Raw genomic sequence first — 25,968 nt, 5'->3', positions numbered from 1 at the left:
TCCTCCTAACCGGTCACGCGGCTGCCGCGGCCGACTGCGGCACGCGCACCACGAGCGCGCCGGGCTCGACATGGACGTCGATGCGGCGACCTTCGTCGATGACCTCGCCGTCGATCTGACGAGGCACCACCCGGTCGGCCTCGATCGAGATCGTTCGTCCCGTAAAGCGTTCCAGGTGCCGGTCGTGCCTGCGGTGGCGCGCGATCCGGTAGGCCACCCGAAGCCAGTCGCGAAGCGTGCGAGGCGCGACGACAGCCACGTCGAGCAGACCGTCGTCGGCCGCGGCGTCGGGGAGCAGCTCGATGCCGCCCTCGAGCTGCCCGACGTTTCCCACCAACACCGTGCGTGCAGACCGTCGCAACATCGGGCCGTCGTCGATGCATATCCGCACCTGCATCACCGGATCCCTCAGGTGGCGAAGGCCACTGACCACATAGGCCGGCCATCCCGCGAACCGCTTCATGCCTTCGCTGGTGTCGGCCATCATCGCCGCGTCGAAACCCATCCCGGCCATCACCGCGAACGGCTGGTCGCCGAGTCGACCCAGATCGATGCGACGGTCCATGCCGTCGACCGCGGTCGCCAGAGATTCGTCAAGCCCGAGCGGAATTCCGAGATTGCGGGCGAGCAGGTTGCCGCTGCCGACAGGAATGATCGCGACGGGCACACCGCTGTCGGCCAGCCCACTCAGGCATGCCATCACGGTGCCGTCGCCGCCGCAGATCACGATGAGTTGGACAGTCGCCGCGACAGCGGCCTCCGCCATTCCGCGGCCGGGATCCTCAGGCGTCGTCTCCAGCCACAGCGACGGCGACCAGCCTGCGGCGGTCAGGGTGCCGTCGATCTGCTCCCGCGCCCCCACCTCCGACTTAGCCGGATTGATGATGATCGCCGCGCGCATCAGCCACTCACCAGCCTCCTGTCGGCATCGACGGCCGCATGGCGGCGGCCACCGGCGTCATGACTCCGCACATAGAAGACGACGATGCTCAACCAGATCACCCCCAGCATGGCACCGGCGAACACATCGGTCGGGTAATGCATGCCCCGGTACACACGACTGGCCCCGATGGTCAGCGGGACTGCCGCACAGAGGATCACGGCCGCCACCGTCAGCCAACGCCGCCGGCTGTGCCAGACGGCGATCGCTGCGACCGAGCCGTAGAAGCAGATCGCCGCGGCCGTATGCCCCGAGGGGAACGACGACGTCGGCGGCGCCTGGTCCATATGCGGCACAGCGGGTCGCGGCCGCTCGATGAACAGCGTCGTCGCCATGAAGACGGCTGTCTCACCCGCCACCGCATAGATGACGACCAGGGATTCACGCCATCGGCCGAACATCCAGCGCAACACCACCGCCGCAAGCACCGTCGCCACGATGATCGTCGGCGTGGCCGACAGCATGGTGATGAACTTGCTTTCCGAAACACCACCCTGCTGGCGGTGCTCGACCAGCCGCCCCGGCATGCTCGCATCCCACCTGCCGAAGGCGCTAGCCGGCAATACGTGCGTGACGAGGTAACCCACTGCAACCATGAACGCGACAAGACAGACGGCCGGGACGACAAGCCACCCGACATCCCGTGCTACGCCCCCGACACTCTTCGAGCGCACGGATGAGAAGTACCCGGTCGCGCGCCGATTTACTCAACTGTCAAATTTTGACGGGTGAAGTCCCAGCTCAGCGCACCGGCTGCTCGGCGCTACCCACGTCAGCGGGCCGCTCTACCGGCTGCCCGGTCTCGCGTCGCCACGCCACATAGGCCCACGTCGTCACGGCGACCCAGCAGATGCCGAGCATGACGCCGGCCATCACATCGCTGGCGAAATGTACGCCGAGCACCACACGTGCCAGCGCGACGGCGCAGACGACCAGGACTGCTGCGGCAACGGCGGCGATGCGGCCGCGGCGGGACAGCAACCGCAGCCCGAGCAACAGGAAGAGACAGCACCCGATCGACGCGCCGAGCGCGTGACCAGAGGGAAACGATGGACCGGGCGCTGCCGAAACCGGATCAGAAAGAACGGGACGAGCCCGGCCCACGATCAATTTCAACCCGAGGCCGAGGCCTGCGCCGCCGAACACGGTGACGACCAGCCATGTCGCGTGGCGACGTTCGCCGCGTATGAGATAGATCAGCGCGATGACCGTCAGCGCGATCCGAAACACGTTCGGGTCGAAGACGCGACTGATGGTCTCGGCGGTGCGGACGAGTTCGGGATGAGATTCGTCGATCCGGCGAAATGCCTGTGCCGTGCCGACGTCAAAGCTGCGCAATGGCTTCCAGCCGGCCCGAACGAGCACCAGCAGTAGCGCGAAGCTCGCTGCGGCGACGAGCGTTCCGGCCAGTCCTGCGCCGAGCCGCACCCCGAACCGCTCGTCGGCGGCCGACATGTGCGGGTGCAGAGCCCTCAAGAGCCTATTCGGCATGACTGAGTAGTTCCCCCAACGGCGACTTGGTATGCCACCCGGGTGTGCCTGCGCTGATACTTCTGACAAGGGCCATTTCACACTGCGGAACATCGGCGTCACGGTTCGGAAACAAACCCGTTCTACGTTCGCCGAATGACCCAGGAGCTCAGCAACGAAGGCGTCGCCGAGGTTGTCGAGGCCGACCTCGACACGATGACGGCGACCAAAGAGACGCTCGAGGACTACACACTCCGCTTCGCTCCACGGAGCTACCGCAAGTGGTCAACGCGCGTCGTCGGCATCTCGGCGCTTGGCGGAATCGCCTACCTGGCGGACTTCGCCATCGGTGCCAACGTCGGGATCTCTTACGGCACAACCAACGCGCTCTGGGGCATTCTGATCTTCGCCGTAGTGATCTTCCTGACCGGCTTCCCGGTGGCGTACTACTCGGCGCGCTATAACATCGACCTCGACCTGGTGACCCGTGGCAGCGGCTTCGGCTACTACGGCTCCGTCGTCACCAACGTCATCTTCGCGACGTTCACGTTCATCTTCTTCGCGCTCGAGGGCTCGATCATGGCCCAGGGCCTCCAGCTCGGCCTCGGGATACCGCTGTGGCTGGGCTACGCGGCGTCCACGCTGATCATCTTCCCTCTGGTCATCTACGGCATGAAAGTCCTTTCGACACTCCAGGTATGGACGACTCCGCTGTGGCTGATCCTCATGGTCGCACCGTTCGTCTACCTGGTCATCAGCCATCCCGAGTCAGTCAGCCAGTTCTTCGCCTACCAGGGCGAGAACGGCAAGGGCGGTTTCGATCTCGGGTCGACTCTGTTGGCCGCCGGTGTGTGTCTGTCACTGATCGCCCAGATCGCCGAGCAGAACGACTATCTGCGCTTCATGCCGCCGCAGACCCCGGAGAACAAGCGCAGTTGGTGGACATGGTTGATCCTTGCCGGCCCCGGCTGGGTGTTCTTCGGCGCCATCAAGCAGGTCGTCGGTCTGTTCTTGGCCGTCTACCTGATCGCGAATGTGGCCGACAGCGCGGGCATCGCCAACCAGCCTGTGCACCAATTCCTTGAAATCTATGAGAACTTCCTGCCCGGCTGGCTCGCCATGACGCTGGCGGTGGTGCTCGTGGTCATCAGCCAGATCAAGATCAATGTGACCAATGCGTACTCCGGATCGCTGGCGTGGACCAACTCGTTCACCCGCGTCACCAAGCACTACCCCGGACGCATCGTCTTCCTGGGGGTCAACCTGCTGATCGCGCTGATCCTGATGGAAGCCAACATGTTCAGCTTCCTGAACACCATTCTCGGGTTCTACTCGAACTGCGGTATGGCATGGGTCGTCGTGGTGGCCAGCGATATCGTATTCAACAAATACCTGCTGAAGCTCTCACCCCAGAAGCCCGAGTTCCGTCGGGGCATGCTCTACGCGTTCAACCCCGTCGGGTTCGGCTCGATGCTCATCGCCGCGGGTCTGTCAGTCATCGCCTTCTTCGGCGGCCTCGGCGAAGCCATCCGGCCGTACTCGCCGCTGGTGGCCATCGGCCTCGGCCTGGTCCTGCCGCCGATCGTCGCGGTCGCCACGCGCGGCAAGTACTACCTGCGCCGGACCGACGACGGCATCGACCTACCGATGTACGACGACCTCGGCAACCCGTCCGGCGAGACGCTGAAATGCCATGTTTGCCACCATGATTACGAGCGTCCGGACATGATGAAGTCAGCCGTGCACGAGGGACACATCTGCTCGCTGTGCCTGAGCACCGACAAATCCGGTGAGCACGTGCTGCCTACGCAGACCTAGCGCCGGGCGAAATCCGGCGCGTGCTGGGGCAGCAAACCCACGCCGACGACGTAGGCAGGGATGGCCGTCAGCGCAGGGACACGCTCGACCAGTTGCGTCAACGCCGCGGGCGGTCGCACCTCGTGACCCTGCAGCGCCGGTAGCAGCAGACGGCTGTGCACGATGCGCTGCACGGTCTGCGTGGCCACGGTGGGCAGCATTCGACGCCGACGTACCTCGGCCAGCTTCTTGGTCGTAAGGCGATGTGTCCGAAGCGGTTCGGCCAGAATGCCCGCGGCTGCCACTGCGTCGGCGATCGCCAGGTTGATTCCGACCCCTCCTGCAGGCGACATGGCATGTGCGGCGTCTCCGATACACAGCACGCCCTTGTCATGCCAACGGCGCAGGCGATCGAGGCGCACATCGAGGACTTTCACGTCGTCCCACGACGTGATGCCCTCCGACGAAGTTTCGGGTATCAACTCGGCGAGCTCGCGGTGAAACGCACCGAGCCCCCGGGCCCGCAAGTCTGCGTCGCTTCCCTTGGGGATCAGGTAGGCGATCTGGAAGTAGTCGTGGCGCGGGATCATGATCAGCGCTCGCCCGGGCGCGGTGCGCGGAATGAGCGAATACTGCGCGTTCCCGCCACGCGGCAATCGGAACCACCACACGTCGAACGGGACAGCGTATTCGCGGACCGGCAGCCCCGCGTCCCGGCGGACGACAGACGTGCGCCCATCACAGCCGACGACGAGGTCGGCCCGCAGTTCGCCAGGGCCGTCCGGAGTTTCATAACGCACACCGGTGACGGTGTGCCCGTCGCGCAACAACCCGGTGGCTTCATGCCGCATTCGCAGTGTGAAGGTGGGTTCCGCTCGGCCGGCGTCGGCGATCAGGTCGAGCAGATCCCACTGCGGCACCATCGCCACATACGGGTGGGGTTGTGACCTGAGCCGGCCGAAGTCGACGAGGGTGACCAGACGTCCGCCGACGTCGAACTGCCCCTTCTCGACGTGGCTCTGCGGCAGGTGATCGAACTTCTCGAAGAGGCCCAGTTCGTCGAGCAGGCGCATGGTGACGGGGTGAACGGTGTCGCCGCGGAAGTCGCGCAGGAAGTCGGCGTGCTTCTCGAGCACGGTGACCTCGACACCGGCGCGCGCCAACAGCAATGCCAAAAACAGGCCGGCCGGCCCGCCCCCGACAATCGCGCATGTCGTCGTGTTGCTCACGCTGCCACCTTTACTTGACCGCCGTCGCCCGGAGACTCGCAGCGACATTGTCGCTCAGAGGCGCGCAGCGCCATGATCACGAATTGGCGGTCAAGTTGTGAGTCACGTCACGTTAGGCGATATATTGTGTCTGTCATCACAGTGAAAGGGCGGCACATGCTTGAAGCGCACAACGGTGCTGTGGTTGCGTCCCAGCTCAGCCGCTCGCGTGCCGCACGGCGCGGCGGCCATGCACACATGTGGTGGGCCATCCTGATGGCCGCCATTTTCGTGGTGGCGATCTCCGCCGTCGTGGTGACGGCAGTGATGGGCCTGACGACCGAAGCCCTCATCATCGCGATCTTCACCGGCGCCTTCATCTCGCGCTGCGCCTGCTGACGCGCCCTCGGGGCCGGCGGATCAGTCCCCGGTGCGCTCAAACCTGTCTCGGCGAACATCAACGTGACGACCTCGGGTCCGGGGTGGCCCGGGCTCATGCCCCGATCGCCGGTGCGAAGGCAGTACGTGTCGACCTGCAGAACTTTGGCTGGCAGGACGATGCCACGGAGCCGTACGCTGCGGTAATGGGCGTGCGACGTCGGCACCGGCGGCACTGGCCGCTCGCAGAGCCCTCTACCCACATCGGAGATCGGGCACAAGGGCAAGGATTCGAAACGCTTTCCGGCCCAAACGAAAGCAATGAGACAGCCCGGCCGTGATACCGTTGATGCGGATGTCCATCGACATCTGTTGAAAAGTGGAAGAAGAAAAAGGTATGACGCAGGGAACTGTGAAATGGTTCAACAGCGACAAGGGCTTCGGCTTCATCGCTCCGGACGACGGCGCAGCGGACGTGTTCGTTCACTACTCCGAAATTCAGGGGAACGGCTACAAGTCGCTTGAAGAGAACCAGCGAGTCGAATTCAGCGTCGAACAGGGCGCCAAGGGTCCTCAGGCGGTCGGCGTAACCGCCGTATAGCAAGGGGTTAACTCGTGTGGGCTGGTGGTTTTCCACCAGCCCACAATGCGTTTCAGGGCGCTTCAGGTTCCCGTCCGTTAACCGCGCCGAGGCGTATCCTCGAAGGACCGGGACCACCCAGGCTCCGCTATCTCGGGCCAGCAATGGTTGATCATCTCCCCGGCAATTCTTGACAGCAGAATCGCTGAAGCGCAACGCATCTCGTTAGACGCTGATTCTTTGGGCACATTTACTCCGGTGCGCGATACGTCGACCGTGATCTCCTGAACAGGCGCCTCCCAGATCCGAATATTCCGCCGTGTTCACGGTCAGGACGGGAAAGTCGTATGAGACAACGCGCAGGTCGCGCAGCCACCGGTGAGGACCACATGGGGCCCGAGCACACGCCTCGGCTGCGACTGAAACCCAAGGCGCCGTCGACGGGCCACGTTGATGGGGCATGGTGGCCGCGCAGCGACGACCTCACCCATGAGCTACCAGACCTGCTGGCCGTGCTGTCGGTACGGCTGGGGCCTATCGATCGCGTGCTCTACAACTTCGCCGAATGGGCGAAGGTGCCACAGCGCCTGGTAACCGGCGGGCGAACTATTCGACTCGACGGATATCGCCTCCAACCCGCCAATACGCTCCAAGTGCTCGGCCTCGGACGAGAGCAGATCTTCCTGCTTGTCGTTCCTCCACAGACCGACCCAGACGACGCACATCACACGATGATGACCGCGGCCGCACCGGGCAACGATTCGACGGTCGGCGACCTGCTGGCGACCGATGGGTCTGGAGGCTGAGCCGAGCGTCAGCTGCCCTGGCCGTCGGCTTCGACCAGCATGCTCTCGCGTGCCGGCGCCTTGGGCGGTACCGGTTGCTCCTCGTGTGAGCGCACCGTGCGCGCCTTGACCGCGATGCGCCGTCCAACCTCGGTGTAGGCCGCGAACTGCGCCTCGTTGAACCATTGGTCGGACGTCTTGTCGTTCGGGAAGCTCTCGCCGCTCTTGCCCGCGCCATACGTCAGTACCCAGTCGGGAAGGTCCTGCCACAACACGGCCTTGGCGACGATCAGTAGCCCGACGTTGTGGTTGTCCATGCCCGCAGCGGCCGGGTACTTGATGACTCCACGCACCACCGCGCCTGCGGTGACCCTGCTGTTGAGCGAGTGGAACGCGTGCCCGGCGCCGAACGGCTCCGCCGATCCGGGCGCCAGGTTGGGGACGCCGTAGTCGCCACGCTCGTCGAGTTCGATCTCCACGCCGAGCTCGAATCGGGCCAGCCGGATCGCGTCCGACAAACCGGACAGCAGCGGGGGAGTGTCACCTCCGCCGTCGATGACGTAGATCAGCCTGCACCGGCGCCGCAGCGCCTCGACGAGCCCCAGGTTCTCGTAGTGGCCGCCGTCGGTCACCTGCACCAGACGCGCCTGCTTGCGGTTGATCCCGAACAGCTCCCGGTAGAAGTAGCCCGCCCCGCGCACTGACGGCAACGCCTTTGGGTAGAGCGGTTGTGACGCATTGTCTTTCGCGTTCTTGACGAAAGCCGGGTTCGGCAACCACGTTCCCAGCCGTGCTCCCGACACCGCCAGCAGCGACTGAAAACCCTTGTTCATCCGCCCCATCGCCGACGCGAACGCCGCACCGCTGATCGCGACCGCGGCCTGGACGGTCAGGTCGCGTTTGATGCGCGACGACGAGATCGCGATCGTCTCGCTGGTGTCCAGCCATCCGAGCGCGGGGCCGCCGATGTAGTCCGCGCTCAACACAAACGAGACCGCGTTGAGCCCCGGCGCGGGCTTGGCATCACCGGAGAGCGCCGCCGCCGCGGCGAACACGAACTTCGGCCCACCGTCTCCGGCGCGACCGTAGCTGTCCAGCCACGTCCCCTCCTCGGCCTTGTAGCCCTGCGCCTCGCCACCGATCCGACGCACGGCGAAGGCTCGTGCCAACCGTCCGCGATAGAACGGGTGCAGGCTCAGCGATGTGACGTCGACGCAGCTGAGGATCGTGACGACAAACGCGATGGCGAGCAAGATCCACAGCCAGTGGGGGACCGGCCGAAGGCTGTCGCCGTTGCGGGTCAGCCAGCCGAAGACCTGTGCGGCCGCGATGCCCACCACCAGGAGCCACGCGATGACGAGCACAGTCAACGTCAGCAGCACGATCAGAAGCTGAACCACACCGGGCGGCAGCATCTTTCGAATGCGTGAGACGCGGCCTTCGCCGGACTCCTCCTTTTTCTTGGTAACCATCGAGATGATCGTCGCGCCGTACTGCAGGATCAACACAGCGGCGAAGCCGCCGAAGGCCGCGACGGGCGGGGCCTTGTTGTCCGCGCTCGGCGACAGCGGCGCGCACAGCCACATCAGCGCCGGCAGTGCCATCGTGACGGCGAACACTACGACCGCGAGCAGGGTGACGGCACTCGCGGCCAAGTTGAGTTGGTTTTTGAACACCGTGACCGACCGCCGCGTGGTGGCGTATTCGCAGAGCAGTGCGAGCCCGCCAAGCGCCAATGCGCACACCACCGGTATCGCGACGGCGGCCGCGGCCACCGTGAGGTGATGGTCCAGCGCGGGCAGATGCACGGCGTCCGGCGGTGTTCCGACCCGCGACGGCACGAACGCGGCCAAGGGCAGCCGTGCCACGAACCAGCCGAACACCCAGCCGAAGATCACCGCCACCAGCACCAGCATCAGCACCGACAGCACGAGGTTCTTGAAGACCTCGGCCAGTGCCCTGACCAATCCGATCGGTGAGTCGGCGATGTAACTGGATCTGCTGCGAAGAAAGGCGAATTCCGGTGAGCCCGGGCTGAACCGGTCGGCGAGGGTGAGCTGTCGGCCGTTCTCCACAGCGGGCCCGCCTTCATCGGCCTTCTGGATCGCCATCAGCCTGGCGCCCGAGGTGTAACCGCCGCCGGAGACCGAGATGACGTAGTCGAACCCGTCGAGCATCGGGGCGCCGCCCCACGGCGCCGGCTCGTCCCCTTCGGGCCGACGCGACAAGGTCTGCATCGCACCCATCGCCACGCAGCCCGATCGAATCCCCCCACCCGACAGGCACAAGGCGCTGGGTGTTCTCGGCACCTTCACGGCCGGACCGTCTATCACGGTGACGAGGTCGTCGGCTCCCGGTACGTAATACGCTTGGCGCCATGAGTTCTCGGCATCGTCCTGATCGGACCGGGGGGCCGGCTGCGGCACACTGAGCGCCCTGTCCCACCACTCCTTGCCGTTCTTGCGGCGCACCCGGCGAGATATGTAGGACACCATCAACCGCCAGACGGCGAATATCGCCGCGGGCACCGCGCACATCGCGACGATGAGCGCGCACCACTTCACCGTCGCGACCGCGGCGGGAACGACGATCCAGAATTCGTCGTGCAGCCGGTTGGGAAAGGCAGGCGGATTCGTCGCCATCAGAACCAGGACGTTCTCCGCGATGTCCATGACGGTCGCGACGATGACCGCTCCGAAGATCGCGAAGCTGAGGTTTCTCGCCGAATTCGAGAACGCGAGCATGATCAGGACGAAGATGAGCGAGCACGCGACGAGGATGAGGAAATACCCGGCGATGACGAACCAATCGCGCGAAATCACATCGTGAATGTCGGAGGCCAGATCGGCCTGCGGATCGGCGGCATTGGCCACGTCCCGCCCGCGCGTCAGCGGTTCCGTGTCGCGCTCGCCGAATACGTAGCGCAACAGGAATTCCGGACCGGCCGCGCGGAAGTTGGCTGCCAGCAGCCAGCTTCCGAAGCCGATTGCCAATAGCGGGATGCCCGCACTTACCAACCAGGTGACAACTACCGCAAGACGGGAGTGACGCGCGGGTTCGGCGGGCGCAGAACCGGTGTCAGACATTGTGGCCCCCAGCGACGAAATCCTCGTGTCGCCAGTCTGACAACTTCCGTTGCGATTATTGGCGCATTGCGCACAATCGCTACGGGCCGAGGATCACCGTCAGCTGTGCTCCACCACATTGGATCCGGCGGCGTCGATGTCCGGCGAACCGGAGCGAAAGGTGACCCGGTTGTCGAACCCCGACGCGCCGATCGCGTCCGCGGCATCGACGGTGACGATGTTGTTCATGCCGGAGACGCCGACCTTCACGCAGTGCCCGGTGATGTTCACGGTGTTGCGGATGCCGCTGACGATCACGTTCGCGTCGTTGCAGGTGATGGTCTTGTTCTCATCGATGCCCGAGACGGTGAGATCTTGCCCGGGCACGCCGATCAGCACGTTCGGATCGGTGTCCGGTGCCCCCGGCGCCGCCGGGATGCTCGGCATGTTCGGTATCTCGATCGACGGAAACGTCGGAATGTTGATGGATCCGTCGCTACTCGAGACGCTCGACCCACCACTGTTACTCATGGTGTAAACGACGGCGCCGGCAATGATCCCACCGATGAAGAGCACCGCGATCAGCCCGAACACCACCCAGGGAATGCCGCCGGAGGATTTCCGCGGCGGCTCACCGTACGGCGCGTTGTACGGCTGGTTCCCGTAGGGCTGCGTGCCGTATGGCGGCTGGTTGCCGTAGGCCGGAGTGTTGTAGTCGGGCGGGGTATATGGCGTCGTCGGCGGCGGCAGGTACGCCGTGCTGCCCGGCTGCCCGCCACCGAGTTCGCTCGCCTGCGCCTGATCGTTGAGCGGGCGCTCGAGTTCCCTGATCCGGGCCTCGGGGTCGTCCTCGGGATTCATGCGCAGATGGTCCCACAATCCGGACGCGGGACCGACTGCTTCGTCGAACGTGCAGAAGTTGTGCACACCTACCGAGAAGCGGCGGAAACAACTGCAGGTGACCGTTTGTGGATCCGGCAAGATGGCAACACCGACCCCATGATCGGAAATCTCCGCTCCGTGGTGCTCGACACCAAGGATCCCGCCAAGCTCGCGAAGTTCTACGGTGATGTTCTCGGCGGCACCATTCAAGACGTCGACGAGACCTGGTCGGTGGTTACCGACCCGCAGGGCAGGCGGCTGGCGTTTCAGCTGTCGCCCGAGCATGAGCCGCCACGATTTCCGGACCCCCGTGGCTCGCAGCAGTTTCACCTCGACATCGCGGTCGACGACATCGACTGCGCGCAGCGCGAGGTGCTGGCACTGGGCGCCACGCGAGTCACCGACGCCGAAGGCGAAGACCGGTTCCGGGTGTTTCGAGACCCGGCCGGGCACACGTTCTGCCTGGTGTGGGGCATCACGCCCACCGATGTCTGACCTGGTTGTGACCAAAGCCTGACCGTTTGGAGTAGCAAAGCCGCCGCGGTGGTACCCCTGAAGTGTGGTGGCACCAGGTTTCATCGCCATCGGCAGTGGTCCGGCAGGGTTGACCGCTGCCGAAACGTTCCGCCGCAAGCACCCCAAGATCCCGGTTCGCATCCTCGCCAGCGACCCCGCACTGCCCTACGCCAAGCCGCCGTTGAGCAAGGCCTACCTGTGTGGCCGCAACCCCGAGCTGGACCTGCACAGCCGTGCCTGGTTCGTGCAGAACGCCATCCAACTGCACCGCGGCATCACCGTCGACCACATCGATCTGAAGAACCGCGAAGTCGTCACCGCGGCGGGCCGGCGCTATGGCTACTGGCACCTGGTGCTGGCCTCCGGCGCGACACCGGTCCCGCTGGCGGTTCCCGGCGGCGAGGCGGCGTTGTCCCTGCGGTCGTTCGCCGACGCCGTCGTCCTTCGGATGGCCGCCAGAAATTCCGATTCGGCGGTCGTAGTCGGCGGCGGTCTGATCGGTTGCGAGGCGGCGTCCTGCCTCGCTGTCCGCGGCGTCGCGACCACGCTCGTCGCGCCCGAGCCGGTGCCCGTGCACCGCAGGTTCGGTTTCGACGCCGGTGAGCGCGTGGCGAAGATGTTGTCCAACATCGGTGTTCGATTCATCGGTGGGACGGCTGTGGCCGCAGTCGAGGACCGTGGAGTCACTCTGGACAGCGGTGCGACGGTGGAGGCCGACCTCGTCGTATCCGCCACCGGAGTACGACCCGACAGCAGGCTCGCCACCGCGGCTGGTCTCGTCACCGAAGGCGGCCGAGTCCTCGCCGATGAGCGCATGCACACCTCGGCGCCGAACGTCTACGCCGCAGGCGACGTCGCCCTTGCCTACAACGTCACCGCGGGACGGCGAGTGGCGTCTGAACACTGGCACGACGCCACAGAGCAAGGGCGTATCGCGGGCACCGTAGCCGCCGGTTATTCGGACTCCTGGAAGACAGTTCCCGAATTCTCCTGCCAGATAGGCGAATCCGTCCTCAAGTATCGGGGCTGGGGTGACGGATGTGACCTCACCAGGCTCGTCGACCGCCGCGACGGATTCACGGCTTGGTATGGATGCGGCGGTGAAATCGCCGGCGTCCTGAGCCTCAACTCAGACGATGACTACGAGACGGGCGGGCGACTGCTCCGGTCGCACGCACCCATCCCTGGTTGACCGCGTTCGCCTACGACGATCGTTCGTCGATGTGGAGAACGGCAACTCCGGCTTCAGATCGAAACGATCCGTCGACCAAAGGGGCAGACATGCGACATTCCGCCGGTGGGGCGCAGTTTATGTGCTTCTGCTGTTATTCGTCGGCTCCTGGCTCGGTCAATTCTTCTTCCAACTGAGTGAGTTCCGCAGTGATCAGGCGGCCCACGGTCAGTCGTTCGTCTGGTCTGAGTACTGGAGTGCATTCTTCGCCAGCACGCTCGAGAATTGGCAGAGCAAGTGGCTGCAGTTGGTATTCCAGGCCATCCTGCTGCTCGGCGCCAAGCATTGGCTGTTCAAAGCCGACGCCGAAGACATGGAGCGCCTGGAGGCGAAGATCGACGACATCAAGGACCACCTCGGTCTGCCCACGGCGCCACAGGGCTACAGCCAGTCGCGACGCTTGAACACCCAATAGAGCAGCAGCACAAGCACAACGATCACCGCCGTGCTCGTTATGAAGCCGCCGACCGTGTCAATGCCCGGGTACTCCACGTTCTGCCCGTAGAACCCGGTGACCGCCGTTGGCACCGCGATGATCGCCGCCCAACCCGTCAGTTTCTTCATCACCTGGTTCAGCCGGGCGTCCTGTAACGACAAATTCGTCTCGAACACCGTTGTCACCATGTCCCGCAAGGACTCCGTCCACTCCGACACCCGCAGCACGTGGTCGTACAGGTCGGCGTATAGCGGGTCGAGTTCAGGCGCTGTCTTCGCGTCCAGCCTGCGGTGCTGAATCGAGTTCACGACCTCGCGCATCGGCAGCACCACCCGGCGCAGCTCGACCAGGTCCTTGCGCAGCCGAAAAGTCTTGCGCTGCAGTCCACCCCGCGGCGTGTTGTTCTCGAACAGGTCGTCCTCGAGTCCCTCGATACCGTCGTCGAGCGCCTGCACCACCTCGAAATGGCCGTCGACGACGACGTCGAGCAGGCCATGCACGAGCGCGCCGACCCCGTACTCCTGCCCGCCGAGCTCGTCGAAGCGCCGCGACACCGTCTCGATGTCGTACCACGGTGACAACCGCACGGTGATGAGGCCCTGCGGCAGCACGAACCCGGAGATCCGGTGGGTTGCCAGTGTCGAGTCGGAGTCGTCGGCGGGTTCCTTGCTCGAGACCGCATACACCGTGAAGAAGGTGTGCGAACGGTACACGACGGCCTTTGTGCGCTCGGCTTCACCGACGGCGTCCTCGACGGCCCAGTTGTTCAACCCGAGTTCCTGTGCGAGATCCGACAGCGTCGACTCGTCCGAGTCGAAGATGTCACACCATACCAGGGTGTCGTCCTCGACGAGATAGTCGGAGATCGAGGAGAAGTCGAAGTCGTCCTGTGCCTTGCCGCCCCGCCACACCCGGCCCCGTACATCGGTCATGCCACCATCATCTCCCAGCGGGATGACGTGGTTGTTGTGGCTCCGTCCATCGCAGATGGCGATGGACGTCACCCGGTCGTTCGCCGGTCAGGGCAATCAGTCGACGAGCGCCAGTGCATGTGAGCGTCGCAGTTTTCCCGACGGCGTCTTGGGAATGATCCCCGGCTCGAGCACGACGACATTGCGCGGGCGGACATTGACCTCGGCAACCACCTCGTGCGCGACCTGGTGCTGGATGCGAAGCACCGCTTCGTGATCATCGTAAGAGTTGGATTCCACGGCCACTGCGAAGGATTCGCGTGAGCGTCCGGCGTCCAACCGCACCGCCACGGCACAGCCCGGCCGCACACCCTCGACTCGGCAGGCGGCCCGCTCGATGTCGGTGGGATAGATGTTGCGGCCCGCCATGATGATGACGTCCTTGAGGCGACCGCACACCACGACATCGCCCGCCTCGGTGAGGTAGCCGAGATCGCCCGTGTCGTACCAACCGTCGTCGTCCTGTGCCGACACGAATCCCGCCGCGGTGGTATATCCGAGCGTCACGGGTTCACCGCGCACCTCGATCACACCGACGCCGCGTGCCGGCAGCACGGCGCCGTCCACATCGACGACGCGAGCTTCGAGACCCTTCAACAGCTGGCCGAGTGAGGCGAACCGTCGGGTGCGGCCGTGCGTGGCCGGGACAGCCCGGCGTAACACCGCGAGCAGGTCGGCATCCACCTCGTCGACGGTAAGGCCTTTGCCGCACTGGGTGAACGACACCGCCACCGTCGTCTCCGCCATGCCGTAGGCGGGCAGAATGGCCTCAGGGCGCAACCCGAATGGCGCGCCCGCCTCGCACAGCTCGGCCACGTCGGCCGGGTCGACCTGTTCAGCCCCCGACAGCGCCCACCGCAATGAGGACAGGTCGAACTGCCCCGGGGACGCTTGATTGCGCAGTCGCTTGGCGAAGAGGATGTAGGCAAAGTTGGGGGCGGCGGTCATCGTGCCCTTGTATCGGTCGATCAACTTGGCCCACAACAAGGTGTCACGGAGAAAGTCCATCGGGGTGACCTTGACCAGTTCAACCCCGAAATACATTGGCACGGCCAGGAAACCGGTCATACCCATATCGTGGAAGCATGGCAGCCAGCTGACGATCACATCGGTATCCGGGTCGACTTCCGCCCCGGTGAACATCGCCTCCGCATTGGCCACGAAGTTGCGATGGCTGATCTGGACCGCCTTGGGAGAGCCCGTTGACCCGGACGTCAACTGCATCAGCGCCAGATCGTCGTCGTCGGTGTGAACGGGGTCGATCGGCATACTCGAGTGCAGTTCGTCGAAGGTGAGCACTCTCAGTCCGAGGCCGGCCAGCACAGGCGCCGCAGGCATGAAGGGGTCGGAGACGACGACGGCCTTCGCGCGGATCATGTCGATGATGCCTGTGGTCTCCGCTGCCCACCGAGTGAGGTCCGTTCGCGGAGTGGGTTGGTGCAGCATTGTCAAGCTCGCACCACGCATCCAAATACCCTGCGCGGCAGGCGCTATTTCCACCGGAGCACCGGCTAATACCGCCACCGCGTCTCCGTGACCAATGCCCGACCGGGCGAGTCCACCGGCAACGCGCCTGGCTCGCTGGTGTACCTGCGCCCACGTGTGCCGGACCGGCGCGTGGGGCTCACCCGTGACCATGCCCTTGAGGCTGCGACGGGCGTTGATGTACATGGTTTCGGTAAATGTGCTCACGACAATTCCTTTGGCTCCGGCGGTTCGACGCGCGGTGGTGCGCGTAGTGAACCGGCGTGCAGACGCTGACTGAGCCGCTGAGGTGCGACCATCGTCCATTCTTTTCGAGGTGGACGACTACTGCGGGAGGACTCCGCCCCTTCTTGTTAACCTCAGATGAATCTCTGCGCTCCGGCAGGAGCGCGGTGGGGCAGTGTTAAGGACTTCGGACGTCCTGATTGTACAGACCTACGCGTCAAAGGGCAGCGCACCTCGCCGAGACGAGTCTCAGCGCGCAAAGTCGTTCCGTCAACAGTGATCTCGTTCGGGGCACCCATTTCCGTCAATTCGCCCGGCCGAACCCGTCGAGGACTGACGTCACTCCGACCTTCCATCTGCGCTCGATCTCGGCCGACGTGCCCAGCCACCGGCCCGCCTCCTGCACCGCCAAACCCTGTGCGAGAGCGAGCAATACGTGCGCGATATCCGTCGGGTCGCCGCCCAGCAGGCCCTTGTCGACGCACCGCTGAATGCGGCCGACGAAGATCTCGCGGACGGCCGCACCTGCAGCAAGTTCGTCGGTGCCCGGCTCGAAGTCCGCGAACGGCCGCGAGAACATCACCTGCGCCAGTTTCGGATATGCGCGGCAGAACAGCCGGAACACCGGCACCAGCCGCTCGAGATCCCCGAGCGTGTCGTCTGTCTCGGGAATTCTGGCCAGCTCGGCGCCCAGCAGCCGGAAGCCTTCGAAGAACATCGCCCGCACCAGGCCGGCCTTGTCGTCGAACAGCTCGTATACCGCGGGCACCGACGTGCCGGCCCGCTCGGCCACCCGTCGTGTGGTGAACCGCGCGATGCCTTCCTCGCCGAGCGTGGTGATCGCCACGTCGAGCACCCGATTCCTGAGCTCGGGCGTGCGCTGCTTCGCCCTGGGCATCGCAGTGACCTAGCTGGCGGTGAATTCTGCAGGCAGGCCGTGGATTCCGGCGCGAATCGCCGTCAGCGCGGATTCGCGTGCCTTCAGCTTGGTCGCCAGATGCGCGCCTGCGTGCAGCGTCGCGGCGGCCCCGACCGCCACCTCCTGCGCGCGCGCCAGCACCTTGTCCGCGTCGACGATCTCGTCGAGCCAGCCGGCGGCGATCGCCTCGTCGCCGACGAATGTCGACGCCATCGACGTGCCGCGCTGAAACGCGGCAGGCGTCAGCCGCATCCGCATGATTTCGATCGCGGAGATCGGAATGGTCATTCCGATGGCCACCTCGATGGCCTGACAGCGCGACTTCGGGGCGCCGATGCGGTAATCGCCGCTCAGCAGCAGAAACGAGCCCATCGCGATGGCCGGGCCCGTCGCGGCCATGATGACCGGTTTCGGGAAGGTCAGGCATCGGATGGACAACTCGAAGCCGCCCGCCAGCATCGCCAGGGCAGCGTGCGCGTCGCCGGACTGAAAGACCGAAAGGTCGAATCCGCCGCTGAACACGCGCTGATTGCCTGCCAGCACAACGGCCTTTGCGTCGTCGTTCTCGGCGCGGTCCAGCGCCTCCTTGATGGCGGCCTGCATCGTCGGCCCGAGTACGTTGACCTTGCCGTCGTCGAGCGCGATCGTCGCGACGGACTCGTTGAGCTCGTAGTTCACCGGGTTGGTCATCGGGCCTCCCTTGACGTGGGCTTTCGTTTCAGATCGATGTTACGAAACGATGTTACGAAAGCCAAGCGCCGAATGTCGGCGCGTCAGCCGCCAAGGCCGCGGCGATGCCTGCCGTTGATCACCCGGGTCTGGGCATCGTCGTCGTCATAGGGGGGCTCATCGTCGTACGGGGGTGGCGGATCGTCGTACTCCGGCGGCAGGCCGTCATACCGTCGCTGCGGCGGCGCTACCTCATACCGTGGCTGCGGCTGCGACGGAAGTTCCTCGACCGCCACCGGAGCCGCAGGCGTCTTCGGCTGCTGGGCGTCCTGCGCGACGGCGAAGTGGCTGCGGTAGCGGTCACGCTGTTCGTTGGCGGCGGCGTTGATCTTGTTGATCTCGGCCTGGAGCACTTCGTGGCGGCTCTCGGTCGTCGCGTAGTGGTAGTAGGTCAGCAGACCGCGCAGCAGTTCGAGCTTCTGCTTCTCCTGACGCGCCAGGTCGTGGCTGGTCAACAGCTCCAGCCGCTCGACCGGGTGCAGCGTCGCCCAGTCCAGCACGGCGGGCGTGCGGTACTGATGCGGTTTCACTTTCGCCTTACCCTGCCGGGAGGACCTCGGCTGGTCGTAGAACGTGACCGCACCGGCGAACCGCGACCCGATCGATTCGCCCAGCTGCTTGCGATCCAGCGCCGAATCCCACACCGTGCGCCATTCCTGCGATGGAGCGAGATAGGGAATCTCCGCGGGCAGCTTCAGCGGAACGATGTCGACATAGTTGTCGGCATCGGCGCTCTCATAGCGAGGCACCGTCGGCGGCGATGCGAATTCCAATTGGATTCCATACGCCGGTCTCTGGCCGAAGTTCTTCACCACCAGCTCGACAAGATGCCAATCCGACGCGCACGGCTCCATGAACATCGCCACATTCGGCTGCGACAGGTCTTCGCTCTCGAGCTTGGACGACTGGAACTGCCGCCACGCATATACCAGCGCGGCAATGGTGACGCAGACGGCAAGCCAAGCCGCCATCGCCGTCCACGCGCCGGGGGATAAGCCCGCAATATCGCCGGCGCGGTCGTCGAACCATTCCGTAATTCCCACGCGTCGTCTATACCACGGTCTGCTGAGAGAACAGCATTCGAGAAGCGCACATTACAAGGATTTGCTGCAGTAGCAATTCTGGTGAGTTAATTGAGGCAGAAGTGCCTCACGGTCTCGTTCGCACAGATTGCCGACGTTACGACGCGACAGCGGCGAGTTCGTCGGGATCGGGCTGGGCTTTCGCCAGAGGCGTGGTGTCGGGAACGGGCAGTCGCTCGGCGCGTGCGGCCCAATCCAGATCGGTCCACAGAATGTGCCTCGGCAGCCGCCGCCAGTAGTCGGAGTGCGCCCGCACATACATGTCGACGCTGGCGTGCACGAGCGCGTGCTCAGGCATGTTGCGGAACCTCAGCGATGGCGCGCGCTCGGCGAGTGCATCCCGCTCGCTCGGCGCGGGAGCGCACGGCATCTCCCCGGCGCGGACGATGGCGCCCGCCTTGACGACACCGTCGAGCATCCAGTCGAGCGTGATGTCGGCCAGCGGCCAGTACGCGTTCGGGCCGCCGACCACGTCGCAGTGGGCGCCGCGGAACCAGACCTCTTCGATGGTGTCGTCGTCCCGCCCGATCCGGCATTCACCGAACGGCCCGGATCCGCCGTCGATGGCGACCGCGTGCCGGCCCGAAACGACGTTACCCAACCAGTCGTCGTCGCGAAGCGACGGCGTGCCAGGCACTTTAACGGTGTCCCACATTCCGAGGAAGTGCACAGGCACGGCGACGTCACTGCGCTCCTCGAGCGCGCACGCCAGCTGGTGAATCTGCCGCCATTCCGATGTCGTGCGGCTCTGAGCGGGCAAGGCGTATGCCGCAAGCGCGTACTGCACGAAGTGGTCCTCGCGGTCGGCCATCATCCCGACCGTGCCGAGCATTCTGGCCAGGGTCCGTGCGCAGTAGGCGCCGCGTCCGGCGCCGAGCAGGAAGATCCGGTCATCCGGTTCCCAGTTCTCGATCAGGAAGAAGTACGCCTCGACGACGGAGTCGCGGGCGGCCGCCGCGACATTGTCGCGCCAGCGGCGCGCGGCCGGGTTGAAGAGTCGCGGTGAGCTGAGCGCCGCCTCACCCGCGTCGTACCAGGTCAGCTGGCGGTCGTCGGCGCCGGCGTCGAGCAGCTGGAACAAGATTTCGGCGTTGGTCGCGTCACGAGAACCCGGACGATTGTTGGTGCTGTCGAAGCACAACACGATGTTCTTCATAGCAAACTCCCTGACCACACGTCCCACAGGCTGGAGACGTTGACAGTGAAAGTTTGCCAGGCCTGTCCGGTCGTGTCTTGCGTATTGCACTACTCGATGTCTGGGCTCTTCGATTTCCTTGGCGGATGGGCGCGATCAGCACGGATTCAGTTGTCGATGGCAGGACTTCAGCGTCATATCGCTGCAACCGCAGATTCATCTGCCCAGGTCACCATCGTGGGCCAACGCTACGGCGTTCGCCACACCATTGCGCGCGGGCCGCTCCGATCCGTTGCTGTACTCATTCAAGACTGGCCGAACGCGCCAGATTGTTCTGCTACATAGCAACCGCAGGGACGATCGTCGGCTAAGCGACGGGCAGCACGACCCCAGGGCTCGTCGGATCGGCGTGCAATTCGACCGACTCGGGCGAGGTGCCGGGCGGCACGTCGTAGGCGAGGCCGACCTGGACCTCACCGCCGGGCGGGATGTCCACAAATCCGCCGCCGACGTAGAACGTGGCCTCGTCGTCGATGGTGTACACCTGACCGGCCGCGTTCAGCTTCTGGAACGTGCCGAGGAACTGACCCGGATCGGTGCCGGTGTTCTGCACGTTGAGACGCACCACGACGAATTCGCCCTGCGCGTCCTTGGTGAGGAACTCGTTCTCGGAGTCGGTGATGGTGGTGCCGCGCTCGACACCGGTGACCGCGAATGTCAGCGGGCCGTCCGTCGCGCCTGCGGCAGGCGGGGGCGCCGGCGACTCGGCCGCGGTATTCTCCCCCGGCGTCGTCGCCTTTTCCCTTGTGACCGTTGTCGTTTCGGTAGTCGGTGACGTGACGTCCGCGGATTCGGGCTTGTGAATGACGAACGCGTACACGGCCGCGAGGACCAACACCAGCAGCAGCCCGGCGATGGCGCCGCCGAACCCCACGATCAGCTTGCGGTTGTCGACCGGCTCCCGCGGTTCGGTGCCCGCGGGGGGCTCGACCTCGGGCGGCTCGGGGGGCGTCGGCGTGGTTGCGTCGGCATAGGGCGCCGGTTCGGGCGTCGGCTCGGAAGTCCAATTGTCAAGCGGCACCTTCGTCGTCGGCTGCTCGGTCGGTGGAAGCGGCGGCGGTTCCGGGGTGAACTCCGGTACCGATACAGACTCCGGCGTCGACGCCGGCTCGTGTGCCCACGTCTGCTCTGGCGTCGCCTCCGGTTCGAGGGGTGGCGGCTCGAACGACCACTCCCGCAGTGGCACCCCGGTTGTCGGCTGCTCAGTCACCGACAACGGCTCGGGGCTGGGTTCCGGAGCGCGATGGGCACCTTCGGCGGCGGGCGGCGGCACCTGCTCGACGGGCGGCTCTTGCGCGGGGGACCGATGCTCGGTCCAGGCCGCGCCGTCCCAGTACCGGAGCTGATTGACCGCCTCGGGATCGGGATACCAGCCTGCGGGCGTGGGCGGTGTCGTCATCGAGTGGGTCCCCTCCCATTGGTCGCCCGCGGGCGTTCCGACACGGCGGCATCACCGTGGTCAGAACCCTACTGTGAGATCAGCCGCCCATCAGCATTCGCCACTGGTCCAAATTGCTGGCCCGGTAGACGTAGTTCGTGCGGCGGACGTCGGACAATGACGCGCTCGGCTCCGTCGAATACCAGTGCCCCGGATACACCGTCGGGTCGCCGGACAGTTGGGCCAGCTGCTGCAGGCTTCGGAACATCTCGTCGACATCCCCGCCGGGGAAGTCGGTGCGGCCGCAGCCCTCGAGGAACAGCGTGTCGCCCGCGACCAGCCGGCCGTCGAGCAGGAAGCACTGGCTGCCGGGAGTGTGGCCGGGAGTGTGCAGCAACTCGATCTCGATGTCGCCGACGTTGACCTTGTCGCCGTGCTCATGTGCGGTCAGATCGCTGCGAGCGATGCCGGTGACTCGGGAAACCCAGTCCGCTTCATGACTGTTCACGTGCACGGGCACACTCTGGCGCTCCAGCAGTTCGGCAAGGCCCTTGAGCTCGAAGCCCATCATCGAACCGCCGACGTGGTCGGGGTGGTGGTGGGTAACCAGTACGCCGGACAGTTTCATGCCGTCGGATTCGAGGATGTCGACCAGGTCGTTGGCCGCGTACGCCGGATCGACGACGACGGTGTCGCCGGTCTCGCGGTCGCCGATCAAATAGGCGAAGTTGCGCATCTGCGCGGCGATTGCGTCGGACTTCGCGAAGTCTTGGCCCGACAGCAGCTGCCGAAAGTACAGGCGATCGCTCACTTCTCGACTCCCGCTCGTCCCCTGCCCTGCGGACGTGGGCCCACCGGTCCTCGCTCGTGCCTCGCTGCGATCCTCACTCGCGCTCGTCTTCGGTCGCTCATGTGGTCAGCCTAGGGAGAGTTGATTCTCGCGGTGCAGGCGCACCATGCGGGTGGTGCTGCTCTCGTCGAGGTCGGCGACGTCGCTGCGGGAGCGCAGGAAGTCGCTGAACGATCGGAAGCCCAACGACTTCTCGGAGAACGACGGGTCCATCCGTTTCATCTGCGCCTTGACCGCGGAGTTGTGCAGCCAGTCGGCGTCGTCTTTCTCGTGGCCGATGCGCAGGGCCCGCTCCAGCAGGCCCGTGGCCGCGGCCTGCGGATCCGCGGCTTCCGGCTCGTCGTCGGGCGCCTTCGATTTCGTGCGCCGGGCGGCCTTCTTCGCGGGCGGAGCCATTGTGGGGATGCCCGGCAGTGCGTCGTAGGTGACGAACTCGTCGCAGGCCGACGCGAGCGATCGGCTGCTGGCGCCCGCCACGCCGATGCCAACCACATAGCGGCCCAACCGCTTACAGCGTTGTGCGAGCGCGATGTAGTCGGAGTCCCCGCCGACGATCACCACATGCGTCAGATCCGGCAGCCGGAACATGTCCTCGACCGCGTCGACGGCGAGCCGGATGTCTGCGCCGTTCTTGCCGTACGCGGCCGCCGGGAACAGCTGCACGAGATCGACGGCCCGGCCGACGAGCTGGCTTTGGTAGTCGGCGTTGATGTCGGTCGACCAGTCGGCGTACGCCCGCGTCAGCACCAGCGTCCCGAAGGAGGACGCGAAGTCGATGATGGCCCCGATGTCGACGGTGGCCGCGGTCAGCTTGTCCTTCTCCAGCCCACGCGCCTTGTCCTTCTGGAAGGAGCTGCGGCCGTGCACCTGGTCGTAGCGGGAGATAACGATGTTGTCGAAGTCGAGGTAGACCGCGACCCGAGGGGTTTCCGCGGCTAGAAGCGTCTCCGGCATGGGTCTGTCCTATCACAACCCGGACCGGCCGCTCGGCGCCGGCAAACCGGTTCGTTATTGCTTTGCGGCGCGCGGACCTGCATTAGTGTCCGGTGGGGGGCTGTGACTGATTAGCTCACCGAAAGGCCGCAAGTCGTGACCAGACCCGCTGGTTGGTATCCGGACCCCGACGGGTCGGGCGCCAAAGGGAAGGTCATCGGCGGCGTGATCGCCGCGGTCGTCGTTCTCGTCGTCGTAGGGGCCGCCGCCGTGGTGATGACGCTCAGGACCGACGTCGGCAAGGCGACGGTCACCCACAAGCCGTCCGACGCGTCGGCCGGCACGTCTGTCGCCGCGGAACCCGAGAAGGGACAAGAGGCGCCGACGCTGGAGGACCAGGCCCGAAGCGTGGGTGAGCCGGTGCGCGACGGCAACTTCGAGTTCGTCGTCGCCGGTATCGAGCGGGCGCCCGTCGTCGCCGACGCCGGGTTCCCCGACCTGCAGAAGGCCGCGCAGGGCGAGTACGTCCTCGTCAAGATGACGGTCACCAACGTCAGCACCGAACCGCAGACGTTCTTCGCGTCGTTCAACAAGCTCTCCGACGGCACCACAGAGTTTCGGTCCGACGACGAAGCCTGGATCTACCTCGGCAACACACTCGCCGACCTGAGCCCGGGGGATACGATCGACACGGCGGTGGTTTTCGATGTGCCGGTGGGCACCGACCCCGAGTCGATCGAGTTGCACGACGGCCCATTCTCGGAGGGCGTAACCGTCGGGCTCTAAGCGGTTTGGCGGCGCAAACCGCGAGAATGTACCCTCTTTAAGGCCCTCGGGGATTGACTCGTGGTGCAAGGCCCCCTTAGCTCAGTCGGTAGAGCGTTTCCATGGTAAGGAAAAGGTCAACGGTTCGATTCCGTTAGGGGGCTCGGTGGACACCGGGGCGAGCGGAGCGACGGGAGATGTTGCGCAACCTCTGGCGACGCAGGGCGATGTAGCTCAGTCGGTTAGAGCGAACGACTCATAATCGTTAGGTCGCCGGTTCGAGTCCGGCCATCGCTACAAGACAAGTACGAGAACGTGTGAAAGAGGGCAGCTGACATGGCGTCCAGTACCGACGTCCGGCCGAAGATCACTTTGGCCTGCGAGGTGTGCAAACACCGCAACTACATCACCAAGAAGAACCGGCGGAACGATCCCGACCGGCTCGAGCTCAAGAAGTTCTGTCCCAACTGTGGGAAGCATCAGCCTCACAAGGAATCGCGTTAACAACACAGCGCGCGAAGTTTGCCGACGGGTCGTTGACTTAGGTAGGTTGGCTAAGCATGTCGCTGTCTGAAGACTTGGTCGGGCTGCATTACAAGTACCCGGACCATTACGTAGTAGGGCGGGAAAAGATCCGGGAATACGCCGTGGCCGTCAAGAATGACGACCGGGCCTTCTTTGACGAGGAGGCCGCCGCCGACCTTGGCCATGACGCTCTGCTGGCGCCGCTGACCTTCATTTCGGTGTTCGGCTATCAGGCGCAACTCGCGATGTTCAAGAGCAACAACATCGCGATCGCAGATGAGAAGATCGTCCAGGTCGACCAGGAGCTACGGTTTGTCCAGCCGATCAAGGCGGGCGACAGTCTCTACTGTGATGTGTACGTCCACTCGATCAGGCAGGCGTTCGGCGCGGACATCATCGTGACCAAGATCATCGTCACCAACCAGGATGGCGAAGTCGTGCAGGAGACCTATACGACCCTCGCGGGTCGTTCGGACGGAGAAGAAAGTGGCTTTAGCGATGGCGCTGCGTGAGTTCGATTCGGTGAACGTGGGCGACCAGCTTCCCGAGAAGGTCATCCCGCTGACGCGGCAAGACCTGGTGAACTATGCGGGCGTGTCCGGAGACCTCAACCCGATCCACTGGGACGATGAGATCGCCAAGCAGGTCGGCCTGGACACCGCGATCGCACACGGCATGCTGACCATGGGTCTGGGGGGCGGATACGTCACCTCCTGGGTCGGCGACCCCGCCGCCGTGACCGAGTACAACGTCCGCTTCACCGCCGTCGTGCCCGTGCCCAATGACGGCGTCGGCGCCGAGATCGTATTCAACGGCCGGGTGAAGTCCGTTGAGCCCGAAACGAAATCAGTCACCATCGCGATTTCGGCCACCTCTGGTGGCAAGAAGATCTTCGGCCGCGCCATCGCATCCGCGAAGCTGGCGTAGCGGATGGCGATCAAGACCAACGTCCTGGGGATGGTCCACGAGTACCCCGACTACTTCGTGGTCGGCCGCGAGAAGATCCGCGAGTACGCCACCGCGATCAAGGCGGAAGACCCGGCGCACTTCGACGAGGCTGCCGCCGCCGACCTCGGCCACCAGGCGCTGGTCGCGCCGCCGACCTTCATCTCGACGCTGGCGCTGCTCATGCAACGCGATTTCTTCCGGAAGGTCGACACCGGCTTCGAAACCATGCAGATCGTGCAGGTCGACCAGAAGTTTCTGTACCACAAGCCGATGCTGGCCGGCGACAAGGTGTGGGGCCGGATGGAGGTCATCTCCGTCAACGAACGGTTCGGCGCGGACATCGTCCAGACCAGGAACCTGGCGCTCGACGAGAACGGGGACCTGTACCTGGAGGCGTACACGACGCTGATGGGCCACGAGGGCGACAACTCGATATCGCTGAAGTACGACCTCGAGACCGGTCAGGTCGTGCGGACGGCCGGTCCGCCGACGCCCGACGCGGAGCCGGCCACGGCGGGGTCGGACGTCGACGGCGAAGCAAAGCCGGATTAGTAACACAGACCTGGGCCGATGTACACTCGGACCTCGGGATTTACCCAGTCAAGCGCGCTGTCCGTCGGTTTGAAGATCGGCCGATCGGGGAGCGCGCGAATTGTGTGAGTCCCGGACGGGATT

General features: G+C 65.0%; 27 protein-coding genes and 2 tRNA genes. 14 read left to right on the top strand and 15 right to left on the bottom strand.

Annotated elements, in window-relative coordinates:
* Positions 1 to 13: 13 nt before the first annotated feature.
* The 3 genes from QOC76_RS00510 to QOC76_RS00500 form a co-directional block, all read right to left on the bottom strand.
* Positions 14 to 901, bottom strand: coding sequence for a diacylglycerol/lipid kinase family protein (locus QOC76_RS00510; RefSeq protein WP_526353053.1), 888 nt, complete (start codon positions 899 to 901; stop codon positions 14 to 16).
* Positions 901 to 1,467, bottom strand: a complete 567-nt coding sequence (locus tag QOC76_RS00505) for a phosphatase PAP2 family protein (protein WP_526353051.1) — start codon at positions 1,465 to 1,467, stop codon at positions 901 to 903. Before QOC76_RS00505 ends, QOC76_RS00510 begins: the two co-directional genes overlap by 1 nt.
* A gap of 214 nt (positions 1,468 to 1,681) precedes the next feature.
* On the bottom strand, positions 1,682 to 2,431 hold the full coding sequence (locus QOC76_RS00500; protein WP_526353049.1) for a phosphatase PAP2 family protein: 750 nt from the start codon (positions 2,429 to 2,431) through the stop codon (positions 1,682 to 1,684).
* Between the two features lie 135 nt (positions 2,432 to 2,566).
* On the opposite strand from QOC76_RS00500, the gene QOC76_RS00495 reads away from it, so the two are divergent.
* Positions 2,567 to 4,228 carry a purine-cytosine permease family protein gene (locus QOC76_RS00495; RefSeq protein ID WP_526353047.1) on the top strand — a complete coding sequence of 554 codons (1,662 nt, stop codon included), beginning with the start codon at positions 2,567 to 2,569 and terminating at the stop codon, positions 4,226 to 4,228.
* Here QOC76_RS00495 and QOC76_RS00490 read toward each other — a convergent pair.
* Complete coding sequence (locus tag QOC76_RS00490) at positions 4,225 to 5,436, bottom strand: FAD-dependent oxidoreductase (RefSeq protein ID WP_526353045.1); 1,212 nt, start codon at positions 5,434 to 5,436, stop codon at positions 4,225 to 4,227. The genes QOC76_RS00495 and QOC76_RS00490 overlap by 4 nt on opposite strands.
* A 156-nt stretch (positions 5,437 to 5,592) precedes the next feature.
* Between QOC76_RS00490 and QOC76_RS00485 the strand changes: the two genes are divergently transcribed.
* The 3 genes from QOC76_RS00485 (at position 5,593) to QOC76_RS00475 (ending at position 7,179) form a co-directional block, all read left to right on the top strand.
* A complete protein-coding gene (locus QOC76_RS00485) occupies positions 5,593 to 5,814 on the top strand; it encodes a hypothetical protein (RefSeq protein ID WP_526353043.1) in 222 nt (73 codons plus the stop codon).
* A gap of 376 nt (positions 5,815 to 6,190) precedes the next feature.
* Entirely contained in the window at positions 6,191 to 6,394 is a 204-nt protein-coding gene (gene cspE, locus QOC76_RS00480) for a transcription antiterminator/RNA stability regulator CspE (RefSeq protein WP_526353079.1), read from the top strand.
* Positions 6,395 to 6,720: 326 nt separating this feature from the next.
* On the top strand, positions 6,721 to 7,179 hold the full coding sequence (locus QOC76_RS00475; RefSeq protein ID WP_526353041.1) for a DUF5994 family protein: 459 nt from the start codon (positions 6,721 to 6,723) through the stop codon (positions 7,177 to 7,179).
* Between the two features lie 8 nt (positions 7,180 to 7,187).
* Here QOC76_RS00475 and QOC76_RS00470 read toward each other — a convergent pair whose 3' ends face one another.
* Positions 7,188 to 10,244 carry a hypothetical protein gene (locus QOC76_RS00470; RefSeq protein ID WP_526353039.1) on the bottom strand — a complete coding sequence of 1,019 codons (3,057 nt, stop codon included), beginning with the start codon at positions 10,242 to 10,244 and terminating at the stop codon, positions 7,188 to 7,190.
* 99 nt (positions 10,245 to 10,343) lie between these two features.
* The gene (locus tag QOC76_RS00465; protein WP_526353037.1) at positions 10,344 to 11,084 is read right to left on the bottom strand and encodes a DUF3060 domain-containing protein; all 741 of its coding nucleotides are present in this window, start codon (positions 11,082 to 11,084) and stop codon (positions 10,344 to 10,346) included.
* 138 nt (positions 11,085 to 11,222) lie between these two features.
* On the opposite strand from QOC76_RS00465, the gene QOC76_RS00460 reads away from it, so the two are divergent.
* From QOC76_RS00460 to QOC76_RS00450, 3 genes are all read left to right on the top strand, one after another.
* Positions 11,223 to 11,600, top strand: a complete 378-nt coding sequence (locus tag QOC76_RS00460; protein ID WP_526353035.1) for a VOC family protein — start codon at positions 11,223 to 11,225, stop codon at positions 11,598 to 11,600.
* A 64-nt stretch (positions 11,601 to 11,664) separates the two neighbouring features.
* Positions 11,665 to 12,813 (top strand): NAD(P)/FAD-dependent oxidoreductase, encoded by a 1,149-nt coding sequence (locus QOC76_RS00455; RefSeq protein WP_526353033.1) that lies wholly within the window; start codon positions 11,665 to 11,667, stop codon positions 12,811 to 12,813.
* 121 nt (positions 12,814 to 12,934) lie between these two features.
* Positions 12,935 to 13,267 carry a DUF6766 family protein gene (locus QOC76_RS00450; protein ID WP_526353031.1) on the top strand — a complete coding sequence of 111 codons (333 nt, stop codon included), beginning with the start codon at positions 12,935 to 12,937 and terminating at the stop codon, positions 13,265 to 13,267.
* Here QOC76_RS00450 and QOC76_RS00445 read toward each other — a convergent pair.
* The 9 genes from QOC76_RS00445 to QOC76_RS00405 all read right to left on the bottom strand — a co-directional run bounded on the left by QOC76_RS00445 (position 13,234) and on the right by QOC76_RS00405 (position 23,076).
* Entirely contained in the window at positions 13,234 to 14,220 is a 987-nt protein-coding gene (locus tag QOC76_RS00445) for a magnesium transporter CorA family protein (RefSeq protein WP_526353029.1), read from the bottom strand. The genes QOC76_RS00450 and QOC76_RS00445 overlap by 34 nt on opposite strands.
* A 96-nt stretch (positions 14,221 to 14,316) precedes the next feature.
* The gene (locus QOC76_RS00440; RefSeq protein WP_526353027.1) at positions 14,317 to 15,951 is read right to left on the bottom strand and encodes a fatty acyl-AMP ligase; all 1,635 of its coding nucleotides are present in this window, start codon (positions 15,949 to 15,951) and stop codon (positions 14,317 to 14,319) included.
* Between the two features lie 322 nt (positions 15,952 to 16,273).
* On the bottom strand, positions 16,274 to 16,867 hold the full coding sequence (locus QOC76_RS00435) for a TetR/AcrR family transcriptional regulator (RefSeq protein WP_526353025.1): 594 nt from the start codon (positions 16,865 to 16,867) through the stop codon (positions 16,274 to 16,276).
* Positions 16,868 to 16,876: 9 nt separating this feature from the next.
* Positions 16,877 to 17,578: a crotonase/enoyl-CoA hydratase family protein gene (locus QOC76_RS00430; RefSeq protein ID WP_526353023.1), complete on the bottom strand. Its 702-nt coding sequence runs from the start codon at positions 17,576 to 17,578 to the stop codon at positions 16,877 to 16,879.
* 83 nt (positions 17,579 to 17,661) lie between these two features.
* On the bottom strand, positions 17,662 to 18,660 hold the full coding sequence (locus tag QOC76_RS00425) for a DUF8453 domain-containing protein (protein ID WP_526353021.1): 999 nt from the start codon (positions 18,658 to 18,660) through the stop codon (positions 17,662 to 17,664).
* A gap of 136 nt (positions 18,661 to 18,796) precedes the next feature.
* Positions 18,797 to 19,855, bottom strand: coding sequence for a phospholipase effector Tle1 domain-containing protein (locus QOC76_RS00420; RefSeq protein WP_526353019.1), 1,059 nt, complete (start codon positions 19,853 to 19,855; stop codon positions 18,797 to 18,799).
* Between the two features lie 346 nt (positions 19,856 to 20,201).
* Positions 20,202 to 21,293, bottom strand: coding sequence for a DUF4352 domain-containing protein (locus tag QOC76_RS00415; RefSeq protein ID WP_526353017.1), 1,092 nt, complete (start codon positions 21,291 to 21,293; stop codon positions 20,202 to 20,204).
* Between the two features lie 79 nt (positions 21,294 to 21,372).
* The gene (locus tag QOC76_RS00410) at positions 21,373 to 22,083 is read right to left on the bottom strand and encodes an MBL fold metallo-hydrolase (RefSeq protein WP_526353015.1); all 711 of its coding nucleotides are present in this window, start codon (positions 22,081 to 22,083) and stop codon (positions 21,373 to 21,375) included.
* A 105-nt stretch (positions 22,084 to 22,188) separates the two neighbouring features.
* Positions 22,189 to 23,076, bottom strand: a complete 888-nt coding sequence (locus tag QOC76_RS00405) for an NYN domain-containing protein (protein ID WP_526353013.1) — start codon at positions 23,074 to 23,076, stop codon at positions 22,189 to 22,191.
* A gap of 135 nt (positions 23,077 to 23,211) precedes the next feature.
* On the opposite strand from QOC76_RS00405, the gene QOC76_RS00400 reads away from it, so the two are divergent.
* From QOC76_RS00400 to hadC, 7 genes are all read left to right on the top strand, one after another.
* Positions 23,212 to 23,841 (top strand): DUF4352 domain-containing protein, encoded by a 630-nt coding sequence (locus tag QOC76_RS00400; protein ID WP_526353011.1) that lies wholly within the window; start codon positions 23,212 to 23,214, stop codon positions 23,839 to 23,841.
* Positions 23,842 to 23,911: 70 nt separating this feature from the next.
* A tRNA-Thr gene (locus QOC76_RS00395) sits at positions 23,912 to 23,984 on the top strand.
* A gap of 59 nt (positions 23,985 to 24,043) precedes the next feature.
* Positions 24,044 to 24,117: transfer RNA gene (locus QOC76_RS00390), tRNA-Met, on the top strand.
* A gap of 39 nt (positions 24,118 to 24,156) precedes the next feature.
* A complete protein-coding gene (rpmG, locus tag QOC76_RS00385; protein WP_003887980.1) occupies positions 24,157 to 24,324 on the top strand; it encodes a 50S ribosomal protein L33 in 168 nt (55 codons plus the stop codon).
* Positions 24,325 to 24,380: 56 nt separating this feature from the next.
* A complete protein-coding gene (gene hadA / locus QOC76_RS00380) occupies positions 24,381 to 24,857 on the top strand; it encodes a (3R)-hydroxyacyl-ACP dehydratase subunit HadA (RefSeq protein WP_526353009.1) in 477 nt (158 codons plus the stop codon).
* Positions 24,844 to 25,272 (top strand): (3R)-hydroxyacyl-ACP dehydratase subunit HadB, encoded by a 429-nt coding sequence (hadB, locus tag QOC76_RS00375; RefSeq protein WP_526353077.1) that lies wholly within the window; start codon positions 24,844 to 24,846, stop codon positions 25,270 to 25,272. The genes hadA and hadB overlap by 14 nt, the downstream gene beginning before the upstream one ends.
* Positions 25,273 to 25,275: 3 nt before the next feature.
* On the top strand, positions 25,276 to 25,845 hold the full coding sequence (hadC, locus tag QOC76_RS00370; protein WP_526353007.1) for a (3R)-hydroxyacyl-ACP dehydratase subunit HadC: 570 nt from the start codon (positions 25,276 to 25,278) through the stop codon (positions 25,843 to 25,845).
* Positions 25,846 to 25,968 lie beyond the last annotated feature (123 nt).

Origin of the sequence: Mycobacterium sp., assembly GCF_032159565.1 — a bacterium.
GTDB lineage: Bacteria > Actinomycetota > Actinomycetes > Mycobacteriales > Mycobacteriaceae > Mycobacterium.
Note: the sequence above shows the minus strand (reverse complement) of the source record. Positions and strands in the feature narration are given on the sequence as shown.